The organism is Haladaptatus sp. CMSO5 (assembly GCF_036689885.1).
Taxonomy (GTDB): domain Archaea; phylum Halobacteriota; class Halobacteria; order Halobacteriales; family Halococcaceae; genus QDMS2.
On record NZ_JBAHVW010000001.1, the window covers coordinates 715,831 to 730,081 of the forward strand.

Here is a 14,251-nt window from a genome sequence, read left to right on the forward strand (position 1 = left end):
GGTGGGATGATGAGCTTTCTGGTGAGAGGGGGAACAAATGGGATGAAATCGTTCGACAGCTTCTGCGACTGGTTCGACAAAAATAGCTGAGAATCAGCTAGGGGAACAGCAAGAGCGTCGCGCCCTCGATTTCGAGGACTTCGACCTCTTCGCCCGTCGCAGCCTGCTGTTCTTCTTTGATGTCGAAGGCGTCTGCGTCGAGGGTGATGGTTTCGCCATCGACCTCTAACTCGACTTCGCCCGTGCGCTTTTCTTTCTTCAACGCGGCGGGGTCTGCGGCTTCGAGGGCGGCAATGACCGCGCCTGCCTTGCCGCGGAACTTCGGCCCGATGACGCTGTGGTCTGGGTCAACGCCGACCGGGACGAGGTCGACGTTCGGCACGCCCTGTTCGATGTAGACCGGGGCGTTGACGGTGCCGGACAGGTCGTAGGTGTCAATCGAGAGGTCGTCCTCGGGGTAGAGTTCGATACGGTCGAGTTCGGCGTTGAGCGCCATGCCTTCCTCGGATTTCCACGCGCGGATGGTGGAGGCGGCGTTTGCGACGAGGTCGCCGCGCGCCTCTGCTTCCTCGTCTTCGAACGAGAGGACGGGCCACGCGGCTTTGTGAACCGTGTCCTCGCCACCGGGGAGGTGGCTGTAGGCCTCTGCGGCGAAGAACGGCGCGAACGGTGCGAGCATCACGAGCGAGGCACTGAGCGCCGTATAGAGGGCGTGGCGGGCGGCGTTTCGCTCGCCGGGACGACCCTCGTAGAGGCGGCCCTTGATGAGTTCCAGATAGTCGTCTGCGAGGTCGTGCCAGATGAACTCGCGCACTTTGCGGAGTGCGGCGTCGAAGCGGTAGGCGTCCATGTCTTCGCCCACTTCTGTGGCCGTGCGCGCGAGTTTCGAGAGAATCCATTTGTCCGCGTCGCGGTAGGCCGGGTCTTGAATCTCGGGCGTCTCCTCGTCCAAGTGCTGGAGTGCAAAGCGCGTGATGTTCCACACCTTCGTCTGGAAGCGCGTCGCGCTCGTGACCTCCTTCCACTGGAACTGGATGTCAGAGCCGGGCTGGCCGCCGAGGGCGATGGCTTGGCGGAAGGCGTCCGCGGAGTGTTCTTCTACAACCTCCTCTGGCTGGACGAAGTTGTTGCGCGATTTGGACATTTTGTGACCATCTTCACCGAACACCATGCCGTTGATGAGTGCCTCTTCCCACGGAATCTCGTCGGTGAGCGCCGCAGTGCGGAGGATGGTGTAAAAGGCCCACGTCCGGATGATGTCGTGGCCCTGCTCGCGCAGTTGGACAGGCGAGAACTCATTCTCTGGCCAGCCTGCGACGTGCATCGCGGAGATGGACGAGTCCATCCACGTGTCCATCACGTCGGTCTCGCCGCGCCAGTTGTCGCTGCCACACTCTGGACAGTCCCCGATAGACGGGCCGGCGTCGGTCGGGTCGACCGGCAGGTCGTCGGTGGTTGCGACGTGGACGTGGTCGCAGTCGTCACAGAACCAGACCGGAATCGGCGTGGCGAACACGCGCTGGCGGGAGATAACCCAGTCCCACTCCATGCCCTCCGCCCAGTCTTCGAGGCGGGTGTACATGTGCTCTGGAATCCACTCGATCTCCTGGGCTTTTTCCATGATTTCGTCCGTGTCGACGCGGATGAACCACTGCTCTTTGCTCAGGATTTCGATTGGCGTATCACAGCGCCAGCACGCGCCGACCGACTGCTCGGTCGGCTGGGTGTCGTTGAGGTACCCCTCCTCGTCCAATTTCTCGGCGACGGCTTCTTTCGCCTCTGCAATCGTGAGGCCGGCAAACTCGCCTGCGAGGTCGTTCAGGTGGCCGTCTTCGGTGAACACCGCACGCAGGTCTAAGCCGTGTTCTGCCCACCAGCGAACGTCCTGTTTGTCCCCGAACGTACAGATCATGACCGCGCCGGTTCCGAAGTCGCCGTCCACGTCGTCGTCTGCGAGGAGTTCGACTTCCTGGCCGAACAGCGGCACCTCGAAGGTGTCGCCGATGCGGTCTGCGTAGCGTTCGTCGTCTGGGTTCACGGCCATGCCGACACACGCCGCGAGCAGTTCCGGGCGCGTGGTGGCGATTTCGATGTCGTCGTTTTCGACGCCGGGGAAGGTGATGTAGTAGAGATTCCCTTGGCGGTCGATGTTCTCGACTTCGGCGTCTGCGATGGCCGTCTCACAGCGCGGACACCAGTTGACGGGGTGTTCGTCGCGGTAGACGAGGTCTTTTTCGGCCATTTCGACGAACGAGCGCTGGGTCTTCCCCCAGTAGGAGGGGTCCATGGTGCGGAACTCGTGGTTCCAGTCCTGGCTGAATCCGAGGGTCTGCATCGTCTCGTACATCGCGTCGATTTGCGCCTCGGTGTGTTCGATACACATCTGGCGGAACTCGTCGCGGGGCACGTCCGTCCGGTGGATGTTGTTATTCTCCTCGACTTTGACTTCCGTCGGGAGACCGTGGCAGTCCCAGCCCTGTGGGAACAGCACGTCGTCGCCTTTGAGGCGGTGGTACCGGGCGGCGAAGTCCATGTAACACCAGCCGAGGGCGTTGCCGATGTGGAAGTCACCGGTCGGGTACGGCGGGGGCGTGTCGATGATGTAGTCGGGGCGCTCTTCGTCGCCCTCGTAGGCGTACACGTCGGAGCCTTCCCACGCGTCGCGCCATTTTCGCTCTATCGTGTCGGGGTCGTAGGTCTCTTGCATATCTGTCATGGTTTGAAAGCAGCGAGTCTGAGCAGGGGCAAACCCGATACTGACGGGTCGCCGTCGGCTAAGGAATCGTGCGCGAGCATTCGCGCTAGTAGCGTACTACCGACGACATCACGCTCATACCCCGAGAGATTGCCCGTATTTTGATAAAGGTTCCCGTATCTCCCCCACGGCGAACCACAACCCCTTACTTTGCGTCCACGGAGGGTGCAATATGCAACTCGGCGTCATCGGACTCGGCAGAATGGGGCAAATCGTCGTCTCTCGCGTGCTCGCAGCGGGCCACGACGTGGTCGCCTTCGACCTTGACGAAGAGGCCGTCGCCACGGCCGCGGAAGCCGGCGCACAGCCTGCGGCCACGCTCGACGACTTCCTCGCACAACTCGGCGACCAAAAGCGCATCTGGCTCATGGTGCCCGCGGGCGACGCGGTGGACGCCACGCTCGCAGAACTCAACCCGTCGCTCACCGACGACGACATCGTCGTAGACGGCGGGAACTCCTTTTTCAAGGAATCGACGCGCCGCGCCGAGGAGTGTCCTGCTGCGTACCTCGACTGTGGCACCTCCGGTGGCCCCGCGGGCGCAGAACTCGGCTTCTCGCTCATGATTGGCGGCCCCGAGTGGGCCTACGACGAACTGACGCCGGTGTTTGACGCCGTCGCAACCGGCCCCGCAGGCCACGACCGTATGGGGCCTGCAGGCTCCGGCCACTACGTGAAGATGGTGCACAACGGCGTCGAGTACGTGCTCATGCAGGCCTACGGCGAGGGCTTCGACCTGCTCGCAAACGGCCGCTACGACCTCGATTTAGAGGCTGTCGCCCGGACGTGGAACAATGGCGCGGTCATCCGGTCGTGGCTCCTTGAACTCTGTGAGGAAGCCTTCGCAGAGGAGGGCAACGACTTGGGCGACGTCGCAGACTACGTCGCGGGTGGTTCGACGGGGACGTGGACGGTACAGGAAGCCTTAGAACAGGAAGTTCCCGTCCCGCTCATCTACCAGTCGCTCGCAGAGCGCTTCGAGAGCCGCACCGAGGAGCGTTTCGCGCGGCGGCTGGCCAACCGGCTTCGCTACGGCTTTGGTCGTCACGAGGTCGCGCGCAAGAACGACTAAAATCCGGCGGCTTTCGTGACAGATTCTAGAGTGAAATCTGGAAAAATGCCCACAAATTCTCTCGCGATTTTCTGAACGTCCGCATTGCTAGCGTTTCGATTTTCGAACAACGCGACGTGTTTCATGACATGGGTAGACATACCATCAATATCTGGGAATATAATCATTTTTTGCGTTATTCGCCGGTTTCGCTACGTTAAGTACCCCCTACTGCTGAACAGCAAATGATGCAGGCCAACCAAGACGGGATCCCCCGTGCGGTGGACCTGGAGTACGAGAACAGCACGCTAGACGTCGCATACCGCGGCGAGTACGTAGAACTGACCGTAGACAAACTCCGGGTGCTCGGAAACACAGAGTGGATTCGAATCGACCGCGACCACTTCGTAGAAGACCTCCGGTCTATGTGCTAATCCCCACCGTACACACGCAACTCCCCTACCCCAATCCCCCCGTACCCCCAATTTTCTGGACGTTCACACCCCTGAGTCAGTACTGTCTACAGACGTGAACGTTTAATTTCCCTCTCGGCAAATGTTGTGTGTGAGGGGAACTCATGCCAAACGTTACCGAATTACAGCAAATGTACGACAACATGGTAACTGCGCGTTACTATGAAGAGCGCCTTCAGAAGGAGTATCTGGAGGGGAAACAACCGGCGTTCGACATCTCCGCCGGGCCGATTCCAGGGGAGTTGCATCTCGCGGCCGGTCACGAGGCCTCGGGTGCGGGGGTCTGTCAACACCTGCGCGATGACGACACGGTAACCGGCCCACACCGGCCCCACCACATCGCCATCGCCAAAGGCGTCGACTTAAAGAAGATGACGGCGGAGATTTTTGGCCGCGAAACCGGCCTCTGTCGGGGTAAAGGCGGGCACATGCACCTGTTCGACCCGAGCGTCAACTTCGCCTGCAGTGGCATTATTGCGCAAGGCTGTCCGACCGCCGTCGGCGCGGCGATGGCCGCGAAAAAGCGCGGGCTCGATTCCGTGGCCGTCGCGTTCCTCGGTGAGGGAGCCATCGACCAAGGCGGCTTCTTCGAATCGCTGAATCTCGCGCAGGTCCAGCAACTCCCGGTCGTCTTCGTCATCGAGGACAACGACTGGGCCATCAGCATGCCCAAAGACCGCGTTACGGACGTCAAAGACGGTTCGATGCGCGCGAAGGGCCACGGCATGCCCGGCGAGCGCGTTGACTCGAACGACGCGATTGCGGTGTACGAAGCCGCGAAAAAGGCCGTCAGCCGCGCCCGCAACGGAAACGGCCCAACCTTGCTTGAGGTACAGGTACACCGCCACATGGGTCACTTCATGGGCGACGCCGAAGCCTACCGGCCCGACGACGAATTGGAGCGCATCAAGAAACTCGACCCGATTCCGCGCCTCGAACAAGACCTGTTGAACGAGGGCGTCGACCAATCGGAACTCGACGAGATTCGCACGAAGGCCCACGAGCGCGTCGACGAGGCAATCGCGTGGGCGAAAGAACAACCGGAACCGGAGCCACACGAGGCGCTCGAAGACGTGTTCCACAACCCACCGGAGGAGTGGGTCGAGGCGGCGAACATGGCCGCCGCACAGGAGGGTGATGACTAATGACCCAACAAGTCGCAGAACGCGAACTGACGATGAGCCGCGCGATGGTCGAGGCCATCAAACAGGAGATGGAGGCCAACGAAGAAGTGTTCGTCATGGGCGAAGACATCGCCGACTACGGTGGTATCTTCAGCTCCACGACGGGCCTGCTCGATGAGTTCGGCCGTGACCGCGTGATGGACGTACCCATCAGCGAAACGGCGTTCATCGGCGCGGCCGTCGGCGCGGCCCAAGCCGGGATGCGCCCGATTGCCGAACTCATGTTCGTCGATTTCTTCGGCGTCGCGATGGACCAAATCTACAACCAGATGGCGAAGAACACGTACATGAGCGGCGGCGCGGTGAGCGTCCCGATGGTGCTCATGACCGCCGTTGGCGGGACGTACTCTGACGCTGGCCAGCACTCTCAGACGCTGTACGGCACCTTCGCCCACCTGCCGGGCATGAAGGTCGTCGTGCCCTCGAATGCGTACGACGCGAAGGGGCTGATGCACAGCGCGATTCGGGACGACGACCCGGTCGTATTCATGTTCCACAAGCGGCTCATGGGCCTCGGCTGGATGCCGTCGCCCGAGGGGCCGAAGAACAACGTCCCAGAAGAGCCGTACACGATTCCGTTCGGGCAAGCCGACATCAAGCGCGAGGGAGCAGACGCGACCGTCGTCACCCTCGGACTCCACGTCCACCGCGCGTGTGAGGCCGCCCGCGAACTCGCAGACGAGGGTATCGAGACGGAGATTATTGACCTCCGGACGCTCGTGCCGTTCGACACCAAGACGGTGGTGGACTCGGTGCGCAAGACGGGACGGCTCATCGTCGTGGACGAAGATTACCGCTCCTTTGGCCTCACCGGCGAAGTCGTCGCCCGGGTCGCAGAACACGCCTTAGACGACTTAGAGGAGGTTCGCAGACTCGCCATCCCGGACGTGCCAATTCCGTACGCCCGGCCGCTCGAAACCGCTCTCAACCCGAGCGCGAAGCAAATCGCAGACGCCATCCGCGACACCCAATGAGCGACGCTGCGGTCCTCGTCGATTCGGCGGCGGTGTGGCCAGCGGACGCGATGGACGTAGACGAAGGCGTCGTCTCGAACTGGTTCGTCCGTGAGGGCGCGACCGTCGAAGCGGGTGACACCATCTGCGAGATTCAAATCGAGAAGGTGAGCGTCGACGTACCCGCGCCCCAGTCGGGAACCCTCGCAGAGCGCCTCGTCGGTGAGAACGAGGAGTTCCGCCGGGGGGATTCGCTCGCGCGCATCGAACCGTAATCGACCTCCGAATTCCAATTTTTGCCCCCGAATCGTCCGCCCTAATCAAAATGCTGTTAAACTAGGCTTCCGTACCGCCGACCATGGTTGAAGTACTGGGTGTCGCGCTCGGGGTGCTGTTAACGCTCGTCGCGGTGGCCTTGCACTATTCGACGGGAACGGCCAAGTCGCTTCCAGAGGACATCACCGACCAAGTCCTCGAACGGCGCGCCGCGTCCGTCGCAGAAACGGATTTCCCCGAACCGATGAACCGCTCGATTGGTGGCGGCGGCGCCGTCGGCGCAGTCGCTGGGGGCGAAGCGGGCGGCGAACTCGAAGAAGGCGGCGAGGCCGCTGGCTCGTCGAGCCCGGCCGACATCCCTGAAGACGAAGTCGAGTACTTCGAAATCGAGTTCGCAAAAGAAGGGAAAACGATTGAAGTCGCAAACAACGAGACAATCCTCGACGCGGGCGAAGACGAAGGCTGGGACCTCCCCTACGCCTGCCGTCAGGGCCAGTGTATCTCCTGTGCGGGCAAGGTCGCCTCCGGCGAGAACGCAGAGGACTTCGTTGTCCACGACAACCAGCAGATGCTGGGCGAAGAGGAACTCGGCAAGGGCTACATGCTGACCTGTGTTGCCTACCCGAAGAAGCCGTTCACGCTCGAAACCGGCGAGACGCCATAGCGGCCGAACCAGAGCGCTGATATCTTTCCTTCAATTGGATAACAATAGTGAGTAGTGGCCAAACCCAGAGTTCGATAACTGAGGGGGGACTGGCCCGACCGATGTTTCGCTTGGCGTTGCCAATCGTCATCACGCAGCTCCTCCAGGTCGCCTACAACATCGCCGACACCATCTGGCTCGGCCGCCTTTCGGCCGCCGCCGTCGGCGCAATGAGCCTCGCGTTTCCGCTCATCTTCCTCCTGCTTTCGGTCGGTGGCGGGTTCACCGTCGCCGGGAGCACGCTCGTCGCCCAGTACACCGGCGCAAAGAGCGAAGGCTCTGCAGGGAAAGTCGCGGGCCAGACGATGTCGTTCGTCACCCTGCTCGCCATCGTCCTTGGCGCGCTCGGCTTTTTCGCCACCAAGCCGATGCTCGGCCTCCTCCCGAGCGACCCTGAGACGGCTCTCGAAGTCGTCCCGCTCGCCGCAGCCTATATGCGCGTGTTCTTCCTCGGAACGCCGTTTCTGTTCGGCTTTTTCGTCTTCTCCGCGCTGATGCGCGGCTACGGCAACACCCGCACGCCCATGCGCATCATGGCCATCAGCGTCGCGCTCAACGTCGTGTTAGACCCCATCTTCATCTTCGGCTGGATTGGCTTCCCCGCCCTCGGAATCGAAGGCGCGGCCCTCGCCACGCTCGTCTCCAGAGCCATCGCCACCGGCCTCGGCTTCTACGTGCTGTTCATGACGACTTCGGGCCCGGACGTGCGTCTTTCTGACCTCAACCCTGACCTCGACATCATCCGCAAAATCGTCTCCATCGGCGTCCCGAGCGCGCTCGAACAGTCCGCGAGCGCACTGGCGATGATTACGCTCACCGCCATGGTCGTGACGTTCGCCCCGCCCGTCGTCGCCGCCTACGGCCTCGGCAACCGTCTCATCTCGCTCGTGTTCCTCCCCGCAATGGGTCTCGGACGGGCGACCAACACGATGGTCGGCCAGAACCTCGGCGCAAAGCAAACCGCCCGCGCAGAGCGCGCCGTCAAACTCGCCGTCGTCGTCGGTGCAGGCGTCATGCTCGGCGTTGCCGTCATCGCCGCACTGTTCCCCGAACCCATCGTCGGCGTGTTCCTCGACACCGGTACGGCCGACGCCGCAGCAACCATCCGTCTCGGCAGCGAGTACCTCCGGATTCGCTCGGTGGAGTTCGCCTTCATCGGCGTCCTCCAAGTCCTCCTCGGAGCCTACCGCGGCGCGGGCAACACGAAGACGGCGCTCGTCTTTTCCATGCTCGCCCTCTGGATTGGCCGCGTCCCGACGGTGTACTACCTCGCCTTTGTCGAAGGCATGGGCCCGACCGGCATCTGGTGGGGGATGGCCCTCGGCAACATCGTCGGCGCAATCGCCGCCGCCGCATGGTTCACCCGCGGGACGTGGAAACAGTCGGTCATCGACCAGCCCGGCCCGGCCATGGCCGACGGCGAAGACTGACTCACAACGGTTTTACCTTCTTGTACGGAACTCAACTGTGTGGGCCCGTAGCTCAGTGGACAGAGTCCTTGGTTCCGGACCAAGATGTCGCGGGTTCAAATCCCGTCGGGTCCGTTCGACTTCACTTCGTGAAGTCTCACTTCCCCGACGACCGTCGCAAAACCTACGGTTTTGCTCGGTCCCGTCGGGTCCGTTTTTGTGACGAACCTCCCTGCGAGCACCGCGTAGCGTGTGCTCGCAACTCCGTGAGGAACAAAGCGGTCAAGAGGGATTTGAAGTAGGGAGTGAAGCGAACGAAGTGAGCGGAATGACCGGGGTTCAAATCTCGATTCGCCGCCGGCGAATCGAAGTGTGCAACCGCTGCGCGGTTGCAAACTCCCATCGGGTCCGCTCGATTTTGCGGAGCAAAATCTCGCTCCCACGACGTACCTTGCAAAACCTCCTGTTTTGCTCGGTCCCGTCAGGTCCGTTTTTGAATCTTATACGACGCGCGGAGTGATGCGGCCGAATCCAAACACGTCAAAAAGGAAGCTGCATTCCCCGATTGCCCGCGTGTACAGACGATGTGCTCGTGTGGCACAACTACTAAGCCCCATCACGAATTCGTGTTAGTATGTACCATGTGGTAATTGGTGTCGATGACGATGCCGCACACGCGCTCGCATGTGTCGAAGAAGTCGGGAAGTTGCCAGGCAAGGCTGCAGAGAAGGAAGTCACCCTTGTCCACAGTTTCGTTGACAACCCGAGCGGAGCGTCAGCGACGCAGCTGCATTCGATTCGAGAGGCGGGAGAGTGGCTCGAAGCGCAGGATATCGAATACACTGTCAACGAAGCGTCGGGCGACCCGGCCACCGTTATCATCGAGTTCGCAAACGACGAGGACGCAGACCTCATCCTCATCGGCGGGCGCAAACGCTCTCCGGCGGGGAAGGCGCTGTTCGGGAGCGTCACGCAGTCGGTCATTTTGAATGCTGGACGACCGGTCATGGTGACGGGTGTTCCGAAAAACGAGTAACGCTAGTAGATGCGGTCGAGGAGGTGTCCGATTTCGGCGGCCGACTGTCGTCCAGACGTGTTTTCGACCAGTTCCCCAGCAGCGAAACAGAGCACCGTCGGTGCCGAATCGACAGCAAACGTCCGACAGAAACTGTCGGTGGCCTCGCCGTCAACACCCGCGACGGCGACGCCATCGGGAATGCGCTCGAGGATATCGTCTAGGTCTGCTTTCATCGCATCACACGGGTCACAGAACCGTCGCCAGACGGTAATCACCGCGTCGGGGTTCGTTTCGAGGAACGACTCATACGAGCTATCATCGAGTTCCGTGAGTTCGTCTGGAACCGGCGATGACGGCGTGATTTCGACGAGTAGCTCGGCCATGACCGCGAGCAGTTGCTGACCTACCGGCACCTCAAGAAACGACTGGGCAGCGAGGTAAGCGACCACGTCAGCGCGGGTGATGTCGAGGTCGTCGATTCGTTGCTCAACGACGTCCTCGTCGATACCGAACAGCTCTGCGACGGTGGTGTGGAACTCCTCGGTGGAGACCGCTCCGTACACGTCGTGGTACAGCGCCAACACCTTCTCGAACGGTTCGGTCGTGGTTAGCGTGCCGTCCGGCGCTTCGTCCACTGCACCGGCAGCGATGAGCGTGTCGAGCGCCGTTTCGAGGTCCGGCTGGGTTGCCGCCATCGGTCACACCCCGAGGTAGCGTTCGCGTGTCTCGGTGTCGTCGCGCAGTTCGTCGGCCGTGCCGTCGAACACGATGCCTCCCTGGTCGATAACGTAGGCGCGGTCTGCCAGCTTGATGGCCGCGGCAGCGTTTTGCTCGACGAGGAGGATGGTTGTCCCCTCGTCACTGATGCGTTTGACCGCGTTCTCTACGTCCTCTATAATCTTCGGCGCGAGCCCCTCGTAGGGTTCGTCGAGGAGCATCAAATCGGTGTTCTGTTTCAGCGCACGAGCAATCGCGAGCATCTGCTGTTCGCCGCCCGAGAGCGTTCCAGCCCGCTGGCTTTTGCGCTCGTCCAATCGGGGGAACTGGGCGTACACCTCCTCTGTGCTCATTCCCGTATGACCGAACGACATCGACCGGCCGAAGGTGTTCGACCTGTTGTTGACGACCTCTGCAAGGTGAAGATTCTCCGCGACCGTGAGGTTCGGGAAGATGCGGCGCTCTTCGGGGACGAGCGAGATACCTTGCACCGAGACGTCTTCCGTGGCAGTGCCGGTGATGTCGTTTCCTTTGAAGCGGATATGGCCCGCACGGACCGCAGGCGGTGTCGCTCCGGCGATACACCGAAGCGTCGTCGTTTTTCCAGCACCGTTGCGGCCGAGCAGGGTACAGATTTCGCCTTCCTCTACGTTCATCGAGAGGTCACGGATAATGTGGCTCTCTCCGTAGTACGCGTTTATCGACTCAAGTTCTAAGAGACTCATAGCTCGACTCCTCCGAGGTAGGCTTCTTGGACGTCTTCGTTGCCCCGAATCTCGTCGGGTGTTCCTTCTGCGATGATTCCCCCGCGACTGAGCACGACGATGCGGTCTGAGATGCTAAAGACGATCTCCATGTCGTGTTCGACGAGGACGAACGTGAGGCCGTGGTCGCGTTTGACCTGTTCGATGAGTTCGACCGTCGCTTTCGTCTCCTCGGGGGACATCCCCGCGGTGGGTTCGTCCATCAAGAGCAGGTCTGGCCCACTCGCGAGTGCGATACCAATCTCCAGTCGCCGTTTGTCACCGTACGGCAGGTCGGCTGCAATGGTCTGTGAGCGCTCCCGTAACCCGACTGATTCGAGGGTGTCGTGGGCGAGGTCGCGGACGTCGGTGAGGCTGTCGCGGTGGGTCAGGAACCCGAAGCCAAACGCGCCGCGCTCTGCGGCCAGTGCCGCAATCTCCGCGTTCTCTTGGACCGTGAGGTCGGGGAAGATAGCGGCGGTCTGGAACGACTTCGAGACGCCCCGCTGGACCACCTCGTGAGGCTTGAGGCCGAGGATGGACTCTCCTTTGAAACGGATGTCGCCACTCGTCGGCTCAAGACGTCGCGTGATGAGATTGATAAGCGTCGACTTCCCGGCCCCGTTTGGGCCGATGATGGAGACGCGCTCGTCTTGTTCGACGGTCAGGTTCACGTCGTCGGTGGCGACGAGTCCGCCGAACTCCTTGACGAGGTTCTCGGTCTCTAACAGCGCCATCAGTTCGCACCTCCGAGCCGCTCGGTGACGAACACGACGAGCCGTCTCAGTTGCTGGGCGATGAATCGACGGATGGACCCGAGGATTCCCCAGAGACCGTCAGGGGCGAGCCAGACGACCACGACGAACACGGTTCCGAGCAAGAGGTGCCAGTAGAATCCGAAATCCTCGATGAGCACGATGCTCGTTCCCGGGAGCGTCAGTGCCTGGAGCGTGCTGACGATGTTCTCGATGTAGAGATATACACCGACACCGAGAATAGGGCCGAACATCGACCCTGCACCGCCAAGGACGGTCATGATGACGATTTCACCCGACTGCGTCCAGAACAGCGATTCGAGCGGGACGTACGCCCCGTGAATCGCGAACAGACTCCCCGCGACGCCAGCGAACGCTCCAGAGATGATGAACGCCATCAGTTTGTATCGCCAGACGTTGAGGCCAACGAACTCGGCGCGCGATTCGTTCTCACGAATCGCCCGAAACACCATCCCATATGGCGAGTTCAGGATGCGGAATGCGATGGCGACGGCGGCGACGAAGAACACGCCAACGAAGGCGTAGAATCCCGTTCCCAAGAGCGTTCCCGCGATGGATGGCAGGTCGGCTTCGAGATTGACCACTCCGAGGAGGCTGTCGACGTGAACGCCGGTCAGTCCGTTCTCACCGTTGGTCAGGAATGCCAGCGGGGAGGCGGCCATGTAGTAGAACATCTGTGCGAACGCGAGCGTCAGAATCGAGAAGTAAATTCCACCGCGCCGAAGCGAGAGGAAGCCAAGCACCCACGCGAGGACGACCGCGAAGGCAGTCCCGGTGAGCACCATCACGAGTGGATCTGCGATGACGTTCTTGGCGATGATGCCAGCGGCGTACGCTGCCCCACCCCAGAAGGCCGCGTGGCCAAACGAGAGCAGGCCGGTGTAGCCAAGCAGGAGGTCAAAGCCGATGGCGAAGATGCCCCAGATGAGGATGAGTGTCGCGAGGTCCTGATAGCCTTGCAGGAAGTCTGCGACGACCGGTGCACGGGCGAACAGCCACGGGAATAAGGCCACGAAGATGGCAGTCAGTGCGACTACGGTTCCCTCCTGTCCGCGAAGGTGTTCCCAGCGGGCGATAACGCTACTTCCGAAGACGGTTCCGCCGTCACTGCTTGCGCTCCGGTTTGTTTCTTTTTGGCTCACGGAGCCACCTCCTCGTCACCGAGGATTCCCTGTGGGCGAACGAGCAGGACGATGGCCGCGATTGCATACAGTCCGACCTGCGACCACGCCGGTGCCAGCGACACCAGTGCGGCCGTGGTGAGGCCGAAGACGATGCCACCAACGACGGCACCGGCGATGCTCCCAACGCCGCCGATGACGACGGTGAGAAACGCCGGCACCAAAATGTTCGTCCCGATGGTTGGGTTGACGACGTTCAGGGGGCCGCCAACGACACCCGCGACGCCGGCGAGTGCGGCACCGATGCCGAACACGACGATGTAGGGTCGCGTAATCTTGATGCCGAGGAGTCGGACCATCTCCGCGTCGCGCGTCCCGGCGCGGACGACGAGGCCGAAGTCAGTGTACTCGACCATGAGGTAGACAAGTGCCACGAGAATGGCGGTGATTCCGATGACCCACAGCCGCCACTGTGGGAAGTTACCCACGATAGGCAGGGCGACTGGGCCAGAGACGGGAATCCCGGCGAAGGAACCGAACTCGAGGATTCGCTCTGGTTGGGTAAACGGGAGGCTGTTACTGCCAAAGAGGGTTCGGAACAGTTCTTGGACGACGATTGCGAGCCCAAATGTGACGAGAATCTGGTCCGTGTCAGGGCGGTCGTAGAACGACCGCGCGAGGTAGCGCTCCATCGCCAACCCGACGACGAAGACGACGAGTGGGACCAGTAACAGCGCGGCTAAGAATCCCCAACCCAGTCCAAACGTAGAAAATCCCCACTCCTGTAGTTTGCCGCTCGAAAGGGGGACACTGAGGGCGACAAAGAGTCCTGCGTACGTCCCGACGAGATAGAGGGCACCGTGGGCGAAGTTGACAAACTTGAGCGTCCCTAGGATGATGGAAAGACCAACGGCGAGAAGGACGTAGATGGCTCCCTGCTGAAGCCCGTTGAGGAGGATGACGATGATGTCTGACAGGACACTCATACCCTCGGACTCCGATTTCTGTTGTTCGAATCGAATTCTTTCATGTGTGTGGTAAATGTACTCATGCACTCGGCGGTGGACATCTG

14 protein-coding genes and 1 tRNA gene are annotated in these 14,251 nt (G+C 61.4%); 9 read left to right on the forward strand and 6 right to left on the reverse strand.

From position 1 onward, the window contains the following. Positions 1–97: 97 nt before the first annotated feature. Entirely contained in the window at positions 98–2,716 is a 2,619-nt protein-coding gene (locus V5N12_RS03820) for a valine--tRNA ligase (RefSeq protein WP_332897829.1), read from the reverse strand. Between the two features lie 211 nt (positions 2,717–2,927). Between V5N12_RS03820 and gnd the strand changes: the two genes are divergently transcribed. The 9 genes from gnd (at position 2,928) to V5N12_RS03865 (ending at position 9,840) form a co-directional block, all read left to right on the forward strand. Beyond that, a complete protein-coding gene (gene gnd, locus V5N12_RS03825; protein ID WP_332897830.1) occupies positions 2,928–3,827 on the forward strand; it encodes a phosphogluconate dehydrogenase (NAD(+)-dependent, decarboxylating) in 900 nt (299 codons plus the stop codon). Positions 3,828–4,051: 224 nt separating this feature from the next. Beyond that, positions 4,052–4,240: a hypothetical protein gene (locus tag V5N12_RS03830; RefSeq protein WP_332897831.1), complete on the forward strand. Its 189-nt coding sequence runs from the start codon at positions 4,052–4,054 to the stop codon at positions 4,238–4,240. Between the two features lie 170 nt (positions 4,241–4,410). Continuing rightward, positions 4,411–5,424, forward strand: a complete 1,014-nt coding sequence (locus V5N12_RS03835; protein WP_442904951.1) for a thiamine pyrophosphate-dependent dehydrogenase E1 component subunit alpha — start codon at positions 4,411–4,413, stop codon at positions 5,422–5,424. Continuing rightward, positions 5,424–6,437: an alpha-ketoacid dehydrogenase subunit beta gene (locus V5N12_RS03840; RefSeq protein WP_332897833.1), complete on the forward strand. Its 1,014-nt coding sequence runs from the start codon at positions 5,424–5,426 to the stop codon at positions 6,435–6,437. Before V5N12_RS03835 ends, V5N12_RS03840 begins: the two co-directional genes overlap by 1 nt. Continuing rightward, positions 6,434–6,691, forward strand: a complete 258-nt coding sequence (locus V5N12_RS03845; RefSeq protein WP_332897834.1) for a lipoyl domain-containing protein — start codon at positions 6,434–6,436, stop codon at positions 6,689–6,691. The genes V5N12_RS03840 and V5N12_RS03845 overlap by 4 nt, the downstream gene beginning before the upstream one ends. An 83-nt stretch (positions 6,692–6,774) precedes the next feature. Beyond that, on the forward strand, positions 6,775–7,356 hold the full coding sequence (locus V5N12_RS03850; RefSeq protein WP_332897835.1) for a 2Fe-2S iron-sulfur cluster-binding protein: 582 nt from the start codon (positions 6,775–6,777) through the stop codon (positions 7,354–7,356). A gap of 101 nt (positions 7,357–7,457) precedes the next feature. Further along, positions 7,458–8,825 carry an MATE family efflux transporter gene (locus V5N12_RS03855; RefSeq protein ID WP_442904952.1) on the forward strand — a complete coding sequence of 456 codons (1,368 nt, stop codon included), beginning with the start codon at positions 7,458–7,460 and terminating at the stop codon, positions 8,823–8,825. 41 nt (positions 8,826–8,866) lie between these two features. Beyond that, a tRNA-Arg gene (locus V5N12_RS03860) sits at positions 8,867–8,939 on the forward strand. A 499-nt stretch (positions 8,940–9,438) separates the two neighbouring features. Beyond that, a complete protein-coding gene (locus V5N12_RS03865; protein ID WP_332897837.1) occupies positions 9,439–9,840 on the forward strand; it encodes a universal stress protein in 402 nt (133 codons plus the stop codon). 2 nt (positions 9,841–9,842) lie between these two features. Here the strand turns inward: V5N12_RS03865 and V5N12_RS03870 are convergent, their stop codons facing one another. The 5 genes from V5N12_RS03870 to V5N12_RS03890 are packed head-to-tail and all read right to left on the reverse strand — an operon-like array spanning position 9,843 to position 14,165. Next, positions 9,843–10,517 (reverse strand): thioredoxin family protein, encoded by a 675-nt coding sequence (locus V5N12_RS03870; RefSeq protein ID WP_332897838.1) that lies wholly within the window; start codon positions 10,515–10,517, stop codon positions 9,843–9,845. A gap of 3 nt (positions 10,518–10,520) precedes the next feature. Next, on the reverse strand, positions 10,521–11,264 hold the full coding sequence (locus V5N12_RS03875) for an ABC transporter ATP-binding protein (protein WP_332897839.1): 744 nt from the start codon (positions 11,262–11,264) through the stop codon (positions 10,521–10,523). Beyond that, complete coding sequence (locus tag V5N12_RS03880) at positions 11,261–12,019, reverse strand: ABC transporter ATP-binding protein (RefSeq protein ID WP_332897840.1); 759 nt, start codon at positions 12,017–12,019, stop codon at positions 11,261–11,263. Before V5N12_RS03880 ends, V5N12_RS03875 begins: the two co-directional genes overlap by 4 nt. Next, positions 12,019–13,200, reverse strand: a complete 1,182-nt coding sequence (locus V5N12_RS03885) for a branched-chain amino acid ABC transporter permease (protein ID WP_332897841.1) — start codon at positions 13,198–13,200, stop codon at positions 12,019–12,021. Before V5N12_RS03885 ends, V5N12_RS03880 begins: the two co-directional genes overlap by 1 nt. Beyond that, the gene (locus V5N12_RS03890; RefSeq protein WP_332897842.1) at positions 13,197–14,165 is read right to left on the reverse strand and encodes a branched-chain amino acid ABC transporter permease; all 969 of its coding nucleotides are present in this window, start codon (positions 14,163–14,165) and stop codon (positions 13,197–13,199) included. Before V5N12_RS03890 ends, V5N12_RS03885 begins: the two co-directional genes overlap by 4 nt. Positions 14,166–14,251: the final 86 nt, after the last annotated feature.